We start from the raw sequence: 20,260 nt of genomic DNA, 5'->3' as shown, positions 1-20,260 counted from the left end.
GATCAATACTGGCTTGTAAATATTGGGTTGCTCCCAATACGGCCATGAAAGCAACAGGATTAAAGATACTTCTCTACGGAGCTGGCGGAGAACCCGGCAGAGGTTAGATTCCTATGGAACTGATTCGCAATCAGTCGTTCGGTGATTCCCTGAGGGCGTAAGCCCTCTTTCCCAGGGGTGCGTGGCAAATATGGGACACATAGACTTTTGGACTGACTGCCTGATTCCTTTCTGGCAGTCAGTTATTACATAGCCAACGAAAGGAGGTCATGGCACATGATGAAAGAAAATTGGGTATATTGCCGTGGTGATATTTATTGCGCCAAGCTGGACCCGGTAGTTGGGTCGGAACAAGGCGGCATCCGTCCGGTTATCGTCATTCAGAACGATACCGGTAATAAACACGCTCCCACATTGATTGTGGCAACGGTCACCACCAGAATCCATAAGAAAGCGAATATGCCGACGCACTTTGTTATTTACGACAATCCTGCATTCAAAGAAGCGTCCGTTGTTCAGCTGGAACAGATTCGTACCATTGATAAAAGCAGGATTGATAATTACTTAGGTAAGGTAACGCCCCGTGAAATGGTAGCGATTGAGAAAGCCTTATCTGTCAGCCTGGCAATGGAACAGCTGAAAAAGCGTTCCCCAAAACATAAAGCAAAGAGAGCGAAGGAGTGAACATAAATGTTTGAAGAAAGAATCGCTGCCATGAATCAGCGCACCGAAGAAGCGATGGCTGCTAACGCAGTTCAGTTTGATAAGAGAACCTATACGGTTGATGAGATTCAGGATATTCTGGGCATCAGCAGAACCAGCGCATACAACCTTGTGAAAAAGAAAGTTTTCCATAGCGTCCGCATCGGTGGCAGTATCAGAATCTCCAAAAAGAGTTTTGATGAGTGGTTGGATCATCAAATGTAAGATTTGTCAAGGGCGTCGTACAACCCGGCGACAAACTTCAAAACATATTGAGAGTTCGATAAAATGTAGCCATGACAAGAAACACATGGCTACATTTTTTACATAGGAGGTTGTACGATGGCGGAAATGAGAAAACGCACGAGTATGTCTGTTCTGGAAATGGGCAGGATGCTCGGTCTTGGTAAAACGGAGTCATACTGGCTCATTAAGAAGAATTACTTCAAAACCATTCTTGTCGGCAACACCATGAGGGTGATGATCGACAGCTTTGAAGAATGGTATGCCAATCAGTTCAAATACCAGAAGGTCGATGGAACCCCTCCCGGCGAGGAATTGAAGAAAACTACATATTCAATGGAGGAGCTTGGACAGCGCCTTGGGCTGAAAGAAGCGACTGCTTACGAACTGGTTGCCAAAGGGCATTTTGATGTGGTCGATGTCCTGGGCAAGCGCAGAGTGACAAAGGAGAGCTTTGAAAGATGGTATGCTTCTCAAACCGATTACCGCACGGTAGAGGATCAGGAACTGGATGCAGATATTATGGCATCCACCTACGGTCTGCCGGAAATGGCAAGAATGCTTGGGGTACATCGTCAGACCATTTACTATATCGTTGCCAATGAAGATTTTGAGCTTATCAAGGTTGGCAGGTATAAGCGAGCTACCAAAGAGAGCTTTGAAAAATGGTATCACAATCAGACCCGCTACCAGTTAGCGGAAGATAGACAGGAAAGGAGCTGATTACATGGCATCTATCGTTAAGAGAAAAAAGAAGTATTCTGTGGTTTATACATACACCGATGAGAACGGCAACAAGCGTCAGAAGTGGGAAACCTTTGAAACGAATGCCGAAGCAAAGAAAAGGAAGTTGCAGGTTGAATATGAGCAGGAGTCCGGAACCTTTATTCCCCCTTCTGCTAAAACCGTCAATGATCTTTTGGATGAGTATATGTCAATCTATGGTGTGAACACCTGGGCGATGTCTACCTATGAAAGCAGAAAGAGCCTGATTGCAAACTATATTCGTCCCCTCATCGGTGATATGAAGCTGGAGGATGTCACGCCGAGAATCATGGACAAGTATTACCGAGATTTGCTTTCTGTCAAAGCGGTTTCTTCTAAGTATGTAAAAGCCCGTACAGAATATCTGACTCCGCATACTGTCCGAGAGGTTCACAAGACATTGCGAAATGCTTTCAATCAAGCGGTCAAGTGGGAATTGATGACCAGAAACCCTGTGGAGCACGCTACGCTGCCGAAAGAAGAACACAAGACCAGGGATATCTGGACAGCAGAAGTGCTCCAGAAGGCTCTGGAAGCCTGTGACGATGATATTCTTCGTCTGGCTATTAACCTTGCCTTCTCCTGTTCCCTGCGAATGGGCGAGCTTCTGGGGCTTACCTGGGACTGTATTGACATTTCCCCCACCAGTATTGAACTTGGTCAGGCAAGCATCTTCGTTGAAAAGGAGTTGCAGAGAGTAAATCGTGAAGCGATGGCAGATCTGGACGGTAAGGACATCATGTTCAAGTTCCCACCGACCTTCGCCAGTACGCATACCGCATTGGTTCTCAAAACTCCTAAGACCAAAACAAGTGTCCGCAAGGTGTTCTTACCGAAAACCGTAGCGGAAATGTTGGTACAGCGAAAGGCTGACATCGAAGAACTGAAAGACCTTTTCGGTGACGAGTTCGTAGACTTCAATCTGGTTTTCTGTTCTTCCAATGGCAAGCCGATTGAGGGGCAGGTTATCAACCGTGCTTTCAATAAGCTGATTGAGGAGAAGGGACTGCCGAAAGTGGTTTTCCATAGTCTCCGACATTCCAGTATCACTTACAAGCTGAAGCTGAACGGCGGCGATATGAAATCCGTTCAAGGCGATTCCGGTCATGCACAGGTCAAGATGGTAGCGGATGTTTACTCCCATATCATCGACGATGACCGCAGACTGAACGCTGAAAGAATGGAAGCTGCGTTCTACTCAGGCAGACAGGCAACGCCTGAGCCGGTTCAACCAGCCGCAACGGAAAGCTCCGCTGATGATAAAGAACTTCTTCTGAAGCTTCTGCAAAATCCGGAAATGGCAGCACTCCTGAAGTCGCTGGCAAAAACATTATAGTAACTGCAAGGGCAGATCCTTTTACATAGCTACAATAGCTGTAAAAGGGTCTGCCCTTATTTTTTTGTTATGGAGGTCAACGAGTATGGATAGAATCTTTATGGACGAGTATTACGAGCATCTGAGAGCTGACAATATCGAGGCATTTTCCAAGGAAAGGAACGACGAATATGTTGGCAGAGCTGAGGAATACAAAGCAGCAAAGTCGGCATTGCTTGAAGGATTGGGACTTGAGCATTTGTTTGACCATAGCCATGAACTGACTCCGAAAGAGAAAGAAATATGGATGCTGTTCGATAGGGTTGATGTAGCAGAGCTTCTTGCAAGGGATGCTTTTGCCAAGGGTGCTTATATGCTCGGCGCTGAGGATAGAGAGATTATGCTGAAATAAAAAAAGACCTGCTTCGGCGGGTCTAAATTACATAGAATCATTGAGTCTGAAAAACCTTTGAAATTCTTAATAATTCTGGTTGAAAAATTCATTTTGAAATGATATATAAAACAGACTGAAATCTGTGTCTAAGGACACCCGCACCCTCACACGAGAATGAATAGGATTTCCTATCATTTCGCATCACGAGAAGTTACATAGTGACATTTACTTGCACTTGCAACGTCCACCAAAAATCGAAAGACTTGCTAATTTCGAGCCAATCGGACGGTGTAAAATCCCTCTGAATTAGCTATCACAGCGTAGTATCAGATGGGATTTGAAATGCTGAAAAACCTTGTATTTCCAAGCATTTTTAAGCATTAGATGCCACTTCCCGATGTCGTATCGGGTCTACTCCTAAGCGAGGGGTCGGAGGTTCAAATCCTCTTGGCGACGGGCTTCAAAGCGTTCGAAAATGTTAGCTGGATTAGCTGACAACGAACGCTTTTGTTATTTTCAAATCACGTTCGTGACACAAAATTCCATTCAAAATGATCAATTTCCAGCTAACGCAATCCGATTTTTGTTAGCTGACAGCTAATCAAAATTACCGGTTTGCAAACATGGGTTTTAAGAAGTCCAGCTAACATTTGGGTTCCGCTCCGTTGTCACCCCTTATTCGGGGATGTAAATCAGAGAAAAGGCGGGAAAAGAAACAATCTCTCCCAAACCTGCAAACATGAATTAGCTGAAACAGTATTCAATTCTATTAGCTACAGCTAATGGTCAAACAGCAATGTCTGTTTGGAACTTTACTATCTATAAAAGTTCCAGGCAGGCATTTTTTATTTCCTGAATCCTGGAGGAAAGGAGTCAAGATGACTGAGCCAAACAGACAATCAGGAGAAAGCGAAGAAAGAATCATAGAAATTGAGATTGAGCGTCTTCGTCCATTCAAAGAGCATCCGTTTCAAGTGAAAGATGATAAGGAAATGTTTCTTCTACAGGAAAGCATTGAGAAGTATAGCATTTTAAATCCGCTGATCGTCAGACCAGTACCGGATGGCTACTATGAGATCATATCCGGCCACAGAAGAAAACATGCTGCGGAGAAACTAGGATACCGTAAAGTACCGGTGATCATCCGAGTATTAAGTGAAGATGATTCCATTTTAAGTATGGTAGATTCCAATCTTCACAGAGAACGGATCAGTTACAGTGAAAAAGCTTTTGCTTACAAACTGAAGAATGATGTATTGAAAAGAAAAAGTGGTCGAAAAAAGAGCCAAGTTGACCACAAAACACCAAGAAAACGATCGATAGAGATTATCAGCGAGGATTGTGGTGATAGCCCAAAACAAGTGCAGCGTTATATCTCATTGACAAAACTGATACCGGAAATGTTGCAGAAACTGGATGATGAGATCATTTCTTTTTGCCCGGCTGTAGAGATAGCTGCATTAAATGAAACAGAACAAAAGGAACTGCTTGTAGCAATGGAGTATGCACAGGCCCAGAGAATCCGGCAACTGAGTAAAGAAAAGCAGTTGTCACTGGAAAAGATGGAAGAAATCATGTGTGAAGTGAAAAAGGGCGAGATCACAAGAGTGGCATTCACAAACGAGCAGTTACACAAGTATTTTCCAAATTCCTATACACCGGCAATGATGAAACGGGAAATACTGGCACTGCTGAAATTATGGAAAAAAGAATCATGGGAAAGTTAAAGGAGGAAGAAATCATGTGTAAAGTTATATCCGTAGTAAACCAGAAAGGCGGCGTTGGAAAGACCACCACAACCGTAAATGTAGGCATTGGACTGGCAAGAGAAGGTAAGAAAGTGTTGCTGATCGACGCGGATCCACAGGGAAGTTTAACTGCAAGTCTTGGATATGAGGAACCGGATGATCTCCGTATCACACTGGCAACGATCATGATGGATGCCATCAACGAAGAAGAAATCTCCCTGGAAGATGGAATCTTACATCATCAGGAAAATGTGGATCTTCTCCCGGCAAATATTGAGCTTTCCGCATTGGAAGTAACGATGGGAAATGTTATGAGCAGGGAAATGATCATGAAAGAATATATCGATGCGATAAGATGCCGATACGATTATATCCTGATCGACTGTATGCCGAGCCTTGGTATGATGACAATCAATGCACTGGTCTCTTCTGATTCTGTTCTGATACCTGTGCAGGCCGCATATCTGCCTGTTAAAGGACTTCAGCAGCTGATCAAGACCATTCTTACAGTAAAGAAAAGACTGAACCGAAAACTGGCGATTGAGGGCATTCTCCTGACTATGGTAGATTTCAGAACCAATTATGCAAGGGACATTGCATCAAGAGTACACACAACCTACGGAAGCCAGATTGAGATATTTGAAAATGTGATCCCGATGTCTGTAAAAGCTGCTGAGACCAGTGCAGAGGGAAAAAGTATCTACATGCACTGTCCGAAAGGAAAGGTTGCCGAAGCATATATGAACTTAACACAGGAGGTTTTGAAGAATGAAAAATAGAAGTGGCGAAAAGATCAAACTGGCAAGTATTGATGAACTGCTTGGTGTGGTAAATGAAGAATCTGCAATGGAGATAGAGATCAGTAAGATCCATCCGTTTAAAAATCATCCGTTCAAGGTGCTGGATGATGAAAAGATGCAGGATCTGGTTGAAAGTGTAAAGATTACCATGATTGGGTACAGGTTGCATTCCTGTTTTCGCTGAGTGTTATTCTGTATCTGATCCTTTTTGCAGGAGTGTTCGTAGATACTGTACTGGACATGACAAGAGAACGTATTATTGATTTTATTATATCGTGAGGAGAATATGAAAATGAGTGAAAACAATAATTATATTTAGTTACCACCACTAAAAAAAGACACACCATCTGATGTGGTAGCATTTATGTGGGAGTACATGAAAGTACCGGAGAATTCAAGAGAAAAAGTTAAGAATCTGCTTAAAGATGCAAATGAAAATGGAGTAAAATTAAGTCATCAGGCACCAACTCTGTATGATGTTGTCCCAAAAGAAGAAATTGCTGAATTTGAAGAGCTTATGCGCAAAACCATAGCTGACATTGTATCAGAAGCCAGTAGCGTTGCCTGTTGGGTGTATGTGCAGAAATATGTGAAACAGAAAACTCTTGATGAAATGCTGCAAGAATTGCCAGGAGCAGGCCAGTTTATCATTGTCATGGATACCTGGTTCGAAAGACTGATGGTGGATCAATAGAAGTTGTGATAGAATGAAGAAAACGATTTGATGTGCAAATCGGTATTTATAAAGGAGAATATTGATGAAACTATTTTTATGTTCGCACTTTTCAAGTGTGGGAAGTCTGATAAAGGAAGAAATTGAAAATAAGAAAGTCGCATTTATTCCAACAGCCTCACTGCGTGAAGGCTACACCGGTTATGTCGGCTCGGCTCGAAAATTATTCAAAAAGTTGGGAGCAATCGTAACTGAAATTGATATTTCAACGGAGGCTTATTCAACGATACAGTCTGTTTTTGAAGAAGCAGATGTGATATATTTTACCGGCGGAAATTCTTTCTTTCTTATGGACCAGCTCCGTAAAACGGGAACTGATGGGCTACTGAAAAAGGAATTGGCAAATGGAAAATTGATGATCGGCGAGTCGGCAGGCGCAATTATATGCGCTCCAAGCATCCAATATATCGAGCAAATGGATGAAAAGCCAGAGGACTACTCACAAGAAGATGATGCAGGGCTTGATTTGATTGATTTCTATGTTCTTCCGCATTATCTTACAGCACCATTTAAGAAAGTTACCGAGAAAATAATGACTGAGTTTTCGGATTTGAATCTATGCCCGATTAACAACCGTCAGGGAATTGTAATTGATGGTAAAGGTTCAAAGGTTATTTGCAAAGACTAATTTGAAAATTCCTGTTTTTGAAACTGGAAAATCGGAAGCTGAGGAGATAGACTATTGAGAACATATGAGAATAAAGACGAGCTTAAAAACGAGATAAATAAAAGCTTTGCAAAATATATTTCAGACTTTAATGATATTCCGGAGCATTTAAAAGATAAGAGAATTGATGAGATCGATCGAACTCCGGCAGAAAATCTTGCTTATCAGGTTGGCTGGACAACTCTTGTTATTAAATGGGAATCAGACGAAAGAAAGGGTATTCCTGTTAAAACTCCTTCGGATAATTTTAAGTGGAATCAGCTTGGCGAATTATATCAATGGTTCACAGATACATATGCTCAGCTGTCACTGCAAGAATTGAAAGACAGATTGAATGAGAATATCAACTCTATTTATGCAATGATTGATTCTCTGAGTGAGGAAGAATTATTTAAACCACATATGAGAAAATGGGCTGACGAAGCAACTAAAACAGCTGTCTGGGAAGTATACAAATTCATACATGTTAATACAGTTGCTCCATTCGGAACCTTTAGAACCAAGATTAGAAAATGGAAAAAGATTGCACTATAACTTCAAGTTTGCAGAACTAATAGAGAAATAACATATAAAACAATAAATATGGCGCCACAATTCCGTAATGATTAATGCTTGAAAGTCTCCTGAAAGAATGCTATAATACTGAGCGTAAAATTTGAGTGGACTTTTCCGGATTCGGTCATCTTTTTGCCACACAGCTATCTTGTGATAGCCGTGTGGCTTTTTTGTTGTCTGCATACTGGAAAATCTGGCAGAACGGAGGATGGAAGCTGCCGGACACTTTGTGGAGAGGAGGGAAAGTATGCAGACCAATAATAAAATGGCGGTCGCTCCTGTTGGAAAGCTCATCTGGCAAATGTCGATACCGCCGCTGATTTCCATGTTCCTGCAATATTCCTATAACCTGATAGACAGCGCGTTTGTGGCGCGGTTGAGTGAGAATGCATTGACCGCTGTTTCTCTGTCATTCCCGATTACAACATTGATGAATGCAGCGTCTATCTGGATCGGTGTCGGCGTGAATGTGCTGATAGCAGGGTATCTTGGACAGAAAAAGCAGGATGAGGCAAATGCAACTGTCACACATGGATTGTTACTGGCTTTTGGAATAGGTGCTTTGCTCAACCTTATGTCATTACTGATTATGAAATCCTATTTTCGGGCATTCACCAATAATGAAGAAATTTATCAGCTGAGCATCGCCTATATGAGTGTGTGCTCCTTCATGCAAATTCCCAATATGGTGCATATCGCCATCCAGAAGATGATACAGGCCACCGGGAACATGGTCGCTCCCATGTGGTTCCAGATCGCGGGCGTGGTCGTTAACTTCGTGTTCGACCCCATTCTGATTTTTGGGATTGGTATTTTTCCGGCTATGGGAATCCGCGGTGCTGCGGTAGCTACCGTTGCAGGCTATCTGCTGTCCATGATTTTGGCATTTGCTTTACTGCTGGGCAAAAAGCAGAAAGTGCAGGTGAAAATCAAAGACTTTCATTTGAAAAAGCAGATGATCTACCGTATTTTTGCCTTTGGCCTGCCATCTTTTATCATGAACGCCCTCAGTTCGTTTGTGGTGACCTTTGTCAATCTGTTTTTGGTGGCGTATTCCGATACGGCGATCGCTTTCTTCGGCGCATATTTTAAGGTGCAGCAGCTGATTGTTATGACGGTAAACGGCTTGATTCAAGGCTGTTTGCCTGTCATGCGGTTTAACTACGGCGCAGGCAACAGCGAACGGCTGCATTCAGCTTTCCGATATGGAACTGTTTTGGTCACCGGCATGATGATACTGGGGACGTTGGCTGTCCTCCTCTTTCCGGCGCAGATTCTGGGATTGTTTATGGCGTCGGAAGCCATGCGCTCCTTTGGAATCTCCGCCATGCGGATCATGGCGGCAAGCTATCTGTTTTGCGGCCTTTCTACGATGATTTCCACCTATTTTCAGACCACAGAAAAAGTAGGGTCCAGCATGGCGATCCAATTATGCAGGCAAATGCTTTTCCTTGTGCCTGCCCTGTGGTGTCTGGACAAATTGTTCCAGCTGAACGGAATCTGGCTTGCATTTCCGGTTGCGGAAACTGCCACTTTGCTCGTTGCACTTGTGATGATGGCATGGCATCGACGCAAAAATATCTCATAACGTGTTTTGCGAAGGAGGAATTATGAACGACACTTTCATGAAAGAGAAACCGATATTGCCGCTGATTTTATCCATGTCCCTACCGATGGTGTTATCCATGCTGGTCAACTCCCTCTACAACATTGTGGACAGCTTTTTTGTCGCGCAGATCAGCGAGGAAGCGATGACGGCGTTATCACTGGTTTACCCGGTTCAAAATTTTATCAATGCGGCTGGAATTGGGTTTGGTGTTGGGATCAACGCAGTGATTGCCTTCTATCTGGGCGCGGGAAATCACGAAAAAGCAGATCAGGCTGCCACACAGGGACTTGTGCTTGCCGTGATTCATGGCGTTGTTATGACAGTCTGCTGTATCGCAATTATGCCGGTTTTTCTGCGGATGTTCACTGCATCCGAAGCGGTCATTGAACTTGGCGTCCGCTATTCTGCCGTTGCGTTCGGCTTTACACTCATTGTTACCGTCAGCATGATGTTTGAGAAACTGTTCCAGGCAGTAGGAAACATGAAAACGACCATGATCAGCCTGATGTGCGGGTGCATCACAAACATTGTCTTGGACCCCGTTCTGATTTTTGGCTATGGTCCATTCCCGGAAATGGGGATTGAAGGCGCAGCGCTGGCCACCGGCATCGGGCAGGTTCTGACGCTTGCGATTTATCTGGTCATCTACTTTGTGCGGCCCATTCGCGTGCATATCCGCAGGCAGTACATTCTGCCCGGCAAAAAGATGGTCATAAAGCTGTATTCCATCGGCATTCCCGCAACCCTGAATCTTGCACTTCCGTCACTTTTGATTTCGGCGCTCAATGCGATTTTGGCCGCCTATTCCGAGGTGTATATCCTGGTTTTGGGAATCTATTACAAATTGCAGACCTTCATCTATCTGCCAGCGAATGGCATTGTGCAGGGGATGCGCCCTTTGATCGGCTATAACTACGGCGCGGGCGAAAGTAAAAGGGTCAGTCAGATATATCAGATCGTCCTGTGCATGAACGGTATCATTATGGTGCTTGGGACCGCGATATGCCTGCTGATTCCCGGCCAGTTGATGGGGCTGTTTACCCACACAGAAGCGACGATCCAGGCCGGGGAAACCGCCCTGCGCATCATCGGGGCCGGATTTATCGTCTCGGCGGTTTCTGTTACTTCTTCCGGCGCATTGGAGGGACTGAGGAAAGGCACGCCCTCCTTGCTGATTTCCCTTTGCCGGTATGTGGTGGTCATCCTACCGGCTGCGTTTTGGCTCAGCAGGCTTTTCGGCGCCGTCGGCGTCTGGCATGCGTTTTGGGTCACGGAAGTGATCGCCGCGGTCATTTCCCTTATCATTTACCGCAAGTCGATTGCAAAACCTGTGACGACGGCCCGAAAGGAATGAATGCCTATACTATTTCAAGTGGCATTTTCCCGAAATATTTGAATGGAGAAAATATCATCTCTGTTCCGCTTGCAGAAAATGAAACAATGCATATTGGATATGTGCTGAATGAAAATCAGGAATTAAGTGAACTTGGAAAAAGCTATCTGGAAGAATTACGAAAATATGCTCCAGCCAATCCATAGTTATAGACTATGGATAATCATATAAAATAGGTGTTATGTATGTACCACTGTTTGCTGATATAATAACAGCAAACAGTGGTTGATGATTATGCCTATGGCGGTACTGAGCAATTTTCTGATTTATTGCGTTATAAATGCCTTTACTCCGGGACCGGGAAATATTCTGGCATTAAATACCGTAACAAACTATGGATATAAAAAAGGAAAGCCGCTGTTCTTTGGAATTTTTGCAGGCTACTATGTAGTGCAAATCTTATGCGCAATTTTTGTATATGGGGTTAGTTCTTTGCTTCCAAATGCAATGGAAGTGATGAAGTACATCGGAGCAGCCTATATCCTGTGGCTTGCGATTCATATTGCTTTCAGTAAGTCGTCAACAGAAAACGCAGAGCAATCGGCATCGTTTCTGAAAGGCTTCATGCTGCAATTTGTCAATGTGAAGATCTATATGTTCGGAGTTACCTCACTAACGGGTTATGTTGTAGGATATATGTCCTCTTTTCCGGCTTTGCTGTTTTTTGAGCTGGTTATTGCAACAATCGGAACGATCGCAACCTGTACTTGGACTGGCTTGGGCGTACTGATTCAGAAGTTTTATCTGCGGCATTTTCGTGTTATTAACATTATCCTTGCACTAACATTACTGGAGTGTATTTGGGGAATGTTAAGATAATTGTTGCTTTGAGAGCAATTCTAATTAACAAATTCAAGTTTGTAAGGAACAGAAACTTTGAAGTTTACAGCGAGGTAAAAGTTTATGAATAACTATAATGAAGTGAAAAAATCATTTGGTACACAAGCAGAGAAATTTGCTTCATATCATATGTCTAAGGCAGAATATACCGATTATTTGATTCGTAGTATTCAGGCAAAGGGCAATGAACATGCATTGGAGGTTGCTGCTGGAACCTGTATATGTGGAAGAGCAGTGGCTCCTTATGTTAAGGACATTACTTGTTTGGATTTGACAGAAGCAATGTTGGAGCAGGGAAAAAAACTGGCAAAGCAAGAAGGTATTCAGAACATATCATTTGTATCGGGGAATGCGGAATGCTTACCTTTTGAAGATGAAACATTTGACCTTGTGATTACAAGACTTTCATTGCACCATTTTGTTGATCCTGAAAAGCCTTTTCGGGAGATGCAACGAGTTTTGAAAAAAGGTGGAAAACTTGTTATTTGGGATATGGTAGCGACTACAGAAGAATTGCGTGAAACTAATGACGCTATTGAAACGATGCGTGATAACTCACATACAAGAATACTTAGCAGAGAAGAATTTGAAGCATTGTTTGAGGATGCTTTTGAGCTTCAGCTTGAAGAAACAACTCTTGTTCCTGTAAATCTACAAAGTTGGATGGATTTGACAAGTACACCAGAGGATATTCAAAAAGATATTATTGATAAAATGGAATACGATTTGAATGGTGGAGATAAAACAGGTTTTAATCCCTATATCAAGGAGGGACAAATATGCTTTGACCATAGGTGGTTATTGCTGATTGGAAAAAAGGAAAACTAATCCCCATTTATCAAGAAAAAGAAACTTTCAGTTTGTATATATCTTTTAAAAGGTATATGATTAAGAAAAACGGCAGGAGGTATCTGAATGAAATCACATAAATATTGGTCTATCGGTGCACTGATTACAATGCTTGGAACTTTTTATACAGGTTATAAGGGATCAAAAGAAGGCCATAAGTACTTTGCAGCAAGTTCTTTGCTTTGCATGATTATGGCTATTTATACAGGACACAAGATGATTTCTGGTAAAAGTAGGAAGAAAAAAGAAGTTTCAGTAGAGAGTGTTGAAGATTAAAAAACAAAATATTTTAATAAATAACGCCGGTGCGGGATTTTTGATATCCAGTACTGGCGTTATTTATTCTACAGGGGCTTGGGGGTGTAGCCACCAAATATATTATTAATTTTCTTCTATTTTTGTGAAAATGAGCATTTGTCAGTTCGCATTCCTTGTCAAAAGACATCGGATCACAGTTCAGTACATCCATATAAAACTCTTTTCGTAGGATGCTTCGTCTGAATTCATCTGCAATCTCCGTCATAATAAAAATATCTCCATCATTTCAAAAGAGAATGCTGGAGATATTTCGCCTTGCTTATTCTTGTAGTAACCAATCGTTATATCGTGAATTACGATTCCTTCATAGCTATATTGGGGATGTTTGGTTCTAGCAATAATCATTTTCGGATAAGCATCTCGAATCTGAAGCCGAGGAAAGCATTCTCTCTCAAATGTTTCCTGCCCGGAAATGTTGTCGCTGATCTGAATATAAAACTTCTCGTTGCTTCTCTGAGCAACAAAGTCGATTTCCTTTTGATAGAGCTTGCCGACATAAACATTATATGAAAATAGATCATATGCTCTGTTTTTTGCAATATTTTATCTTGCGAATTTATCATTGTAACGAATATGCATATCTTCCCAATCCATGAACAATACATAAAATACTTTCCCGTATTGCGGACTCTCTACAATTCTTCCATGATCAAGAACAGAAAAATAAGTTCCGTCAGCTTTTCGAAGATGAAAGTGAACATAGTCATTTTCATTACCATTGTCAATCTGTTCCCAGATACTTGATTCTATCTGTTGCTGTTCATCTTCACGAATCAAGTTGCGAAAACTTTTCTTAGTAAGTCTGAACAGTTCATCTATATCTTTATATCCGGACATATGAAGAAATTCATCATTTGCAAAAAATAGTTCATCATCTTCTTTGTCAGCTCTGTATATGACGAATGCACCTGGAAGATGTTCCGCGATATCCTTGAATGCGAATCCAAGTTGTTTGCGGGCACCTGACCGAAGACCTTCCCTGTAGGCCATACATCCATTTTTACCATGAAGCTTTATTTCATAAAGAGCGGCATCTGCGCAGCGCATGAGTTGTGAACGATTGGGTGCAAATGTTGGATATTCTGCATATCCTAGAGAAATATAAAATGCATGTTTCTTACCATGGTATGAGAATGATTTAGGAAGTTTGGTGAATTTCTGCAGCTGTATATCTGCTTCTACAAAGGTACAATTTGGTAAAAGAATGCAGAATTCGTCACCACCATTTCTTCCAAGTAATGCATCGGATGGGAAAAAAGTCTTCATGCTGTCTGCAAGATTCTTTAGTGCCCTGTCTCCGTAATTATGTCCATAGATATCATTAATAAACTTGAAATCATCGATATCAAGGAGCGCAGCCACAAAATGTGTTTTTGGATTTTTTTGAATCATTTTTTCTGCAAATTCATCAAATCCATAGCGGTTATAAATATTTGTAAGAGAATCTGTGTGCGCCAGTATCTGAAACTTTTTCTTATGTTCTTTTGCTACTAACCATACTCTGGTAAGAACTGACATGAGAAGGCTTATTGTAAGAAAAATTCCGATGACGATTATCAGTAATGTGGCATTTCTCCATCCACTTTTAGGAGTTACTTCAAATTTCCAGTTTTCGTCTCCTATTGTAAATGTATAAGAAACAGGACGATTTATTTGCCCATCTGATTGATAAACCACTTTATAAGTATCACTCCATGGAGCGTCTGTTTTTGAAATTTTGTATTCGTATCCAAAATTTGAAAGTGCACTGATTGAATCTGAAAAAATATCCGGAACACGCAGGATAACAATAGTGAATCCCCAGAAATACTCATGTCCGTTTTTATCTTTCAGGTATACGGGATTGCGGACTGCAATTCCATATCCTCCCTGTTTTAATTTGAAGGGGCCCTACGTAATGATTGTATGGTTGTCTCTTGCGTAACAGGAAATTTTTCCGCGGTCTTTATCATGAATCAAATCAATCTTACCTGCCTCATTTTCATTAGCCGGATAAATATCTGTAACAACACCATTAGGAGCGAGCTGTACACTTTCAATAGAATCAGACATAAGATTTCCTGCAATTGTTTCAAACTGATGGATTTCGCCATCTTCACTTATTAAGATTTGCTTCAAGGTATCTGTGATCTCTATTCCATTTGTAATTTCATTCTTTATTCGTTCGCCATAGGTGACTACGTTTAATTGTGCTGTTATGTGTCTCTGCTCTTTTTCGTGGGTGTCTGTTTTGTATACAATCAAACTAACAAGGCATATGCCCAGTAAAAAAATGATAAGAGGCACAAGTGTTTTCTTTTTCACTTGGTTCACCTCATTTTGTCCATGGGAATTATTATAATAAAGCATTATATCACAGAAGTTGAAAAACAGAATAAGTTTTTTGGGAAAAACAAACTGTGCAAAATCTTTATACATTTATGACAGAAGAATGTATATCGACAGGGATTTGTGAAATCTATATATTTTAAGAAGGAGCCTTCGCTTATTCGAAAGCTCCTTTTCTGCATACCTTACTTTTTCAGCCTTAAGCCATCTCGAAATACTTCGCCCACACACTGTCGCTGACCTGATTCAAAAATGCTCCGGCATTCTCGCTGCCTCTCTGAGCAACAAAGTCGATTTCCCTTTGATAGAGCTTGCCGACATAAACATCATATCCACGGCGAAGAAGCTCGATGCAAACGATGTTTTCATATACTCTGCCATAATCCATATACAGCCTTTGAATGAAGTAGGACTGTACACCTATCGGAAAATGCTGTTGGAAAAAGAACTGCAGAAAGTGCATGAACAGAATCATTTTGCATATACGATTCTCAGACCAGCCTTTGTATTCGGACCATATAATTACGCACCGAGAGAATCCTAGTTTATCCAGAATGTCATCCAGAATCATTCTGTCTATTATCCATCCGACAGCACCGGCCATTTTCAGATGATCTATGTCAAAGATGCCGCCGAAGCAATTATTCGCTGCATCCAGTCTGAAAAAAACCATAACGAAGCCTATAATTTAAGCGCACCGGAAGTTCTCACCTACCGGACATTTCTTGATGAACTGCACAACGCCAGTGATGTGGATTTTACCGAACAGAATGTGACCGTTGCCCGCTCACTGACTGCCCGAATTCCATTTCCTTTCCCATTAACAGAAGCAGAAAGTGAATTATTCGACGGTTCCAAACTTACCGATGAACTCAGTCTGACTTACACACCGTTTTCCGAAGCACTGGCAGCAACTTACCGGGCCATGAAAGGCATTTATCTGTAATGTTTTTATTTTTAAGCAAATGTAATCGAACATTTTTTCGATTTTATCACGGTTTTCACTTGTGCCATCATAGATTCCTAATGTATAATGATAACATCTGATTTATTATTTTCTTACAACTGATAACTATATTTTTGATACCAGGTTCAAGAATGATCCCGGCATTGTTGCTCCCACCTATAGCGGTGGGAGACATCTCTCATTTGATATATCTATTTTTATCTTTTTAATGCAAAATATAGTTATCAAACTTATTACCAAAGAAAGAAGGAGCTCTGAATCTATGTGGACAGAACGTGATTTACAAACGATGCTGGATCCTCAGCTTTTTTATCAGGGACGACTGATTGAGCTGACCGGCGGCGTATATTCTTTTGAAACTTATAAATCCACATCCGAATATGGTGATCTTCAGTTGGATATCGTTGCAGAAGTTCGGGACAAAAATGAGCATTCCTACTCTGTAGAAGTGACCATGTACTACGATGACGACATGGAAGAAGATCGTTTTGACTATTATTGTCCCTGTAATTATTTCCGCGAAGAAAAAGACCTGTGCAAACACTGTGTTGCCACATTGCTTCACTATATCCATAAGCCCAAAAAATCATTACTTACGATTGACGATGATTTCACGCCAGATGAGCCAAAACATACCTTTTCACGTATTCCCCTGGTTGAACTCCCTGAGGACAATACCAGTGCCCGTTCTACAGATTATGGAATGGCACAGCTTTTACGTCGGATGGGAGAGCAGGAAAACTGGCTTCTTACCTCCGGTTCCATCGCAGGCAAAATTCATCTGGAAGCAATTTTACATACAGACACAAGATATCCATGTGTTTCCCTGAGAATCGGCGAAAACAAAATGTATGTAGTCAAAGATATTGCAGCTCTGGTGAATCGCGTACAGACCGGACAGTGGTTTGCTTATGGAAAACAATTCGGATTTACCCATCAGCTGGAAGCCTTTGATGCGGAAAGCCGACCGCTCATGGAGTATTTTATGCGCCAGTTTGAAGACAGTGACGCATGGTATAACTTCACAAGTTCCAGAGAATATTTTCTTCGGCATGAGACGCTGGATTCCTTTATGGACGTTGTGCGCACCACAGGAATCTATCTGGCACCTTATACAAAATCCTCCAAACTGTGGTATCCGGTAGACGAACCCTATCGGAAATCTCTGCAGATTTCATCCGTAGAAGATGGAATTGAACTGACGTTGGAACAACCACCGGTCATTTACAGTCACGACTGGCAATATGTATTTTCCGATCAGAAAATCTACCGGATCAGCCGTCGAAATTCAACCGCACTAAATACATTTGAGAAAAATATGACTATTCGCTGGGACGGAAACTGTTTTATCGCTAATGACGATCTACCGGTATTTACCCGTGATTTTCTTCCAGAACTGGAATCCGTGTATCAGATTCAGAAAATTGGCTATGTTCCGGAAAAATACCTTCCAGATGAAGCTGCTTTCCGTGTATATCTGGATCTTCCACAACAGAATCTGATCACCTGCGATCTGGTGGCAGACTACGGAAATGACCAGGTTTACCATGTTTTTGACGGCAGTAATCGTCAAAAAGACAGGAATCGAAATATACGGGAAGAAGCAAAAGTTGCTGCACTCATCTCCAGTTATTGTAATGCCATCGATGATCGAACCGGCAATCCAGTAGCTTCCAGTGATGAAAACTGCATGTTCGAACTTCTGACCAAAGGACTGGGAGCCTTTGAAGAAGTTGCTGAAGTCTTTATCTCTGATCGTTTGAAAAAAATCCGGGTAATTCAGCCGCCGAAAATATCCATCGGTATTACGATGAAAGAAGATCTTCTGAATTTTCAGATTGAATCAGACAGCATTGATCTGGACGAACTGGCATACATTTTGTCCAAATACGACCGCAAAAAGAAGTTTTACCACTTAAAATCCGGTGAATTTTTCCCTGTAGAGGACACAGATCTGGATACTCTGGCTCAGTTACAGGAAGGACTGATGCTCACTTATGAGGAACTGGCTTCCGGTGATATCACCCTGCCAAAATTCCGTGCCCCTTATCTGGACGAACAGCTACGGCAGGGAAGTTTTCTGTCCGTACAAAAAGGAAAAAGCTTCCGCGAACTGATCCGAAATATGAAAACAGTGGAAGACAGTGATTTTGAAGTTCCGGAAAAATTCCAGAAAGTATTGCGCGAATACCAGAAAACCGGTTATCTCTGGCTGGAAACCCTTTGCCAGAACGGTTTTGGTGGAATTCTTGCTGATGATATGGGACTTGGAAAAACCCTTCAGGTGATTGTATTTCTCTACGCCCATTACATTGAACGGCAGGAAACACACAAAAATACACTGATTGTCTGCCCTGCATCCCTTGTATACAACTGGGAACGGGAAATCCACCATTTTGCACCGGAACTGACCGTTTATACCGTAGCCGGAAACGTAGAAGAACGAAAATCCGTGCTTGAACACCACCAGAAAGGTGCCATTTTCATCACATCCTATGATCTGCTCCGCCGGGATATTGAACTGTATCAGCAGCTGACCTTCGCCTACCAGATCATTGATGAAGCACAGTTTATCAAAAATGCCACCACGAAAGCAGCAAAAGCGGTCAAACAGATTGCTTCCGATTTTCGCATTGCCCTGACCGGTACACCAGTAGAAAATCATCTGGGCGAATTATGGAGTATTTTTGACTACCTGATGCCCGGATACCTTTATTCCTACAAGCGGTTCCATGTCACCTTTGAAATCCCGATCGTTCAAATCGGCAATCCCGCTGCACTGGAACGTTTGCAAAAACTGATCGCGCCGTTTGTGCTGCGCCGTCTGAAAAAGGATGTATTAAAGGATCTTCCGGAAAAACTGGAGAAAAACATGTTTACGCCGTTAACAGGAGAGCAGGAAGACCTTTACCGGGCACATGTCCAGCGTTTGGAGGTATTGTTATCCAAACAGTCTCAGGAAGAATTTAATCAGTCCAAAATTGAAATTCTTGCGGAACTGACCAAACTGCGGCAGCTTTGCTGTGATCCGGCACTATTATATGAAAATTATCAGGCAGGTTCTGCCAAACTGGATCTGTGTCTGGAACTTGTTCAGAATGCAATCTCCGGCGGACATAAAATACTGATATTTTCCCAGTTCACTACCATGCTGGATGGCATTGCAGAGCGTTTAAAACAGGAAAATATTCCATACTATGTACTGAAAGGCTCCACGCCAAAACAGGAGCGTATGCAGCTTGTAACCGCCTTCAATCAGGATGAAACACCAGTATTTCTGATCTCCCTGAAAGCCGGCGGAACCGGACTAAACCTGACAGCAGCAGATATCGTGATCCATTACGATCCATGGTGGAACACCGCGGTACAGAACCAGGCAACCGACCGTGCACATCGTATTGGTCAGAAAAACAAAGTCCTTGTGTACCGTCTGATTGCACAGAACACCATTGAAGAAAAAATTCTGAGACTACAGGAAAAGAAAGCACAGCTGGCAGATCAGATTCTTGGTGGAGAAACAACTAAAAATCCGGCATTTTCCAGAGAAGAATTACTTGCATTGCTACAGGATTAAGCTCATAAAAAGGCAGAAGATTTCATTCTTCTGTCTTTTTTAACGGACAGTTATAGGTAAATTTACGGACATTTATGGGATGTATATTTATGCAAGACATTTATAGGAAAACTAGCAGACATTTATGGGCTATATCCTTATACACACCACCTATAGGTAAACTAACGGACATTTATGGGCTATTTCTTTATACACGCGCTCTATAGGCGAACTAGCGGACATTTATAGGCTATATTTTATAAACGCCACCCATGGGTAAACTAACGGACATTTATAGGTTATATTCTTTATGCACGACATATATAGGCAAACTAACGGACATTTATAGGCTATGTTTTTCATGCACGCCGTCTATAGGCAAACTAACGGACATTTATAGGCTATATTTATCCCCGCCATCTATGGGTAAACTAACAGACATTTATGGGATCTATTTTTTATGTACGACATATATAGGCAA

At 41.9% G+C, this 20,260-nt stretch carries 20 protein-coding genes and 4 pseudogenes; 20 read left to right on the top strand and 4 right to left on the bottom strand.

From position 1 onward, the window contains the following. Positions 1-276 precede the first annotated feature (276 nt). From DXB15_RS00220 to DXB15_RS00135, 17 genes and pseudogenes are all read left to right on the top strand, one after another. Complete coding sequence (locus DXB15_RS00220; RefSeq protein ID WP_002578938.1) at positions 277-684, top strand: type II toxin-antitoxin system PemK/MazF family toxin; 408 nt, start codon at positions 277-279, stop codon at positions 682-684. Between the two features lie 6 nt (positions 685-690). Continuing rightward, complete coding sequence (locus DXB15_RS00215; RefSeq protein ID WP_002304418.1) at positions 691-927, top strand: helix-turn-helix domain-containing protein; 237 nt, start codon at positions 691-693, stop codon at positions 925-927. A 126-nt stretch (positions 928-1,053) separates the two neighbouring features. After that, positions 1,054-1,668, top strand: coding sequence for a helix-turn-helix domain-containing protein (locus DXB15_RS00210; RefSeq protein WP_243036904.1), 615 nt, complete (start codon positions 1,054-1,056; stop codon positions 1,666-1,668). Between the two features lie 4 nt (positions 1,669-1,672). Continuing rightward, positions 1,673-3,046, top strand: a complete 1,374-nt coding sequence (locus DXB15_RS00205; RefSeq protein ID WP_002304423.1) for a site-specific integrase — start codon at positions 1,673-1,675, stop codon at positions 3,044-3,046. An 85-nt stretch (positions 3,047-3,131) separates the two neighbouring features. Further along, positions 3,132-3,437 carry a hypothetical protein gene (locus DXB15_RS00200; RefSeq protein WP_002304425.1) on the top strand — a complete coding sequence of 102 codons (306 nt, stop codon included), beginning with the start codon at positions 3,132-3,134 and terminating at the stop codon, positions 3,435-3,437. 764 nt (positions 3,438-4,201) lie between these two features. Then, positions 4,202-5,146 carry a ParB/RepB/Spo0J family partition protein gene (locus DXB15_RS00190; protein ID WP_118701711.1) on the top strand — a complete coding sequence of 315 codons (945 nt, stop codon included), beginning with the start codon at positions 4,202-4,204 and terminating at the stop codon, positions 5,144-5,146. A gap of 14 nt (positions 5,147-5,160) precedes the next feature. After that, positions 5,161-5,946 carry a ParA family protein gene (locus DXB15_RS00185; protein WP_118701883.1) on the top strand — a complete coding sequence of 262 codons (786 nt, stop codon included), beginning with the start codon at positions 5,161-5,163 and terminating at the stop codon, positions 5,944-5,946. Further along, a pseudogene (locus DXB15_RS00180) lies at positions 5,936-6,112 on the top strand (ParB/RepB/Spo0J family partition protein); the annotation flags it as partial. The gene DXB15_RS00185 and the pseudogene DXB15_RS00180, both read left to right, overlap by 11 nt. Positions 6,113-6,343: 231 nt before the next feature. Beyond that, positions 6,344-6,661 carry a hypothetical protein gene (locus tag DXB15_RS00175; protein ID WP_118701884.1) on the top strand — a complete coding sequence of 106 codons (318 nt, stop codon included), beginning with the start codon at positions 6,344-6,346 and terminating at the stop codon, positions 6,659-6,661. A 64-nt stretch (positions 6,662-6,725) separates the two neighbouring features. Beyond that, complete coding sequence (locus DXB15_RS00170) at positions 6,726-7,328, top strand: Type 1 glutamine amidotransferase-like domain-containing protein (protein ID WP_118701710.1); 603 nt, start codon at positions 6,726-6,728, stop codon at positions 7,326-7,328. A 54-nt stretch (positions 7,329-7,382) separates the two neighbouring features. Further along, positions 7,383-7,901, top strand: a complete 519-nt coding sequence (locus DXB15_RS00165) for a ClbS/DfsB family four-helix bundle protein (protein WP_118701709.1) — start codon at positions 7,383-7,385, stop codon at positions 7,899-7,901. A gap of 268 nt (positions 7,902-8,169) precedes the next feature. Further along, positions 8,170-9,510, top strand: a complete 1,341-nt coding sequence (locus DXB15_RS00160; RefSeq protein ID WP_118701708.1) for an MATE family efflux transporter — start codon at positions 8,170-8,172, stop codon at positions 9,508-9,510. A 22-nt stretch (positions 9,511-9,532) separates the two neighbouring features. Next, complete coding sequence (locus DXB15_RS00155) at positions 9,533-10,885, top strand: MATE family efflux transporter (RefSeq protein ID WP_118280434.1); 1,353 nt, start codon at positions 9,533-9,535, stop codon at positions 10,883-10,885. Beyond that, positions 10,879-11,070: pseudogene (locus DXB15_RS00150) on the top strand (LysR family transcriptional regulator); the annotation flags it as partial. The gene DXB15_RS00155 and the pseudogene DXB15_RS00150, both read left to right, overlap by 7 nt. Before the next feature lie 88 nt (positions 11,071-11,158). Next, a complete protein-coding gene (locus tag DXB15_RS00145; protein ID WP_118004843.1) occupies positions 11,159-11,743 on the top strand; it encodes a LysE family transporter in 585 nt (194 codons plus the stop codon). Between the two features lie 84 nt (positions 11,744-11,827). Then, complete coding sequence (locus tag DXB15_RS00140; RefSeq protein ID WP_118701707.1) at positions 11,828-12,592, top strand: class I SAM-dependent methyltransferase; 765 nt, start codon at positions 11,828-11,830, stop codon at positions 12,590-12,592. Between the two features lie 87 nt (positions 12,593-12,679). Continuing rightward, positions 12,680-12,889 (top strand): DUF6219 family protein, encoded by a 210-nt coding sequence (locus tag DXB15_RS00135; protein WP_008392833.1) that lies wholly within the window; start codon positions 12,680-12,682, stop codon positions 12,887-12,889. A 301-nt stretch (positions 12,890-13,190) separates the two neighbouring features. Here DXB15_RS00135 and DXB15_RS17005 read toward each other — a convergent pair. The 4 genes and pseudogenes from DXB15_RS17005 to DXB15_RS00115 all read right to left on the bottom strand — a co-directional run. Beyond that, positions 13,191-13,438, bottom strand: a pseudogene (locus DXB15_RS17005) (ATPase); the annotation flags it as partial. 36 nt (positions 13,439-13,474) lie between these two features. Next, complete coding sequence (locus DXB15_RS17135; protein ID WP_243115570.1) at positions 13,475-14,608, bottom strand: sensor domain-containing diguanylate cyclase; 1,134 nt, start codon at positions 14,606-14,608, stop codon at positions 13,475-13,477. Positions 14,609-14,821: 213 nt separating this feature from the next. Beyond that, complete coding sequence (locus tag DXB15_RS17130) at positions 14,822-15,235, bottom strand: hypothetical protein (RefSeq protein WP_243115569.1); 414 nt, start codon at positions 15,233-15,235, stop codon at positions 14,822-14,824. A 250-nt stretch (positions 15,236-15,485) separates the two neighbouring features. Beyond that, positions 15,486-15,650 (bottom strand): annotated as a pseudogene (locus DXB15_RS00115) (ATPase); the annotation flags it as partial. A 39-nt stretch (positions 15,651-15,689) separates the two neighbouring features. On the opposite strand from DXB15_RS00115, the gene DXB15_RS17825 reads away from it, so the two are divergent. From DXB15_RS17825 to DXB15_RS00100, 3 genes are all read left to right on the top strand, one after another. Further along, entirely contained in the window at positions 15,690-15,803 is a 114-nt protein-coding gene (locus DXB15_RS17825; protein ID WP_118701706.1) for a hypothetical protein, read from the top strand. Between the two features lie 66 nt (positions 15,804-15,869). After that, complete coding sequence (locus tag DXB15_RS00105; RefSeq protein WP_118701705.1) at positions 15,870-16,205, top strand: hypothetical protein; 336 nt, start codon at positions 15,870-15,872, stop codon at positions 16,203-16,205. Between the two features lie 283 nt (positions 16,206-16,488). Further along, the gene (locus DXB15_RS00100) at positions 16,489-19,800 is read left to right on the top strand and encodes a DEAD/DEAH box helicase (RefSeq protein WP_158582153.1); all 3,312 of its coding nucleotides are present in this window, start codon (positions 16,489-16,491) and stop codon (positions 19,798-19,800) included. Positions 19,801-20,260: the final 460 nt, after the last annotated feature.

The sequence above is a fragment of the Roseburia sp. OM02-15 genome, assembly GCF_003481835.1.
GTDB lineage: Bacteria > Bacillota > Clostridia > Lachnospirales > Lachnospiraceae > Eubacterium_I > Eubacterium_I ramulus_A.
The sequence above is the reverse complement of the archived record's forward strand: the minus strand, read 5'-3'. Positions and strand labels throughout refer to the sequence as shown.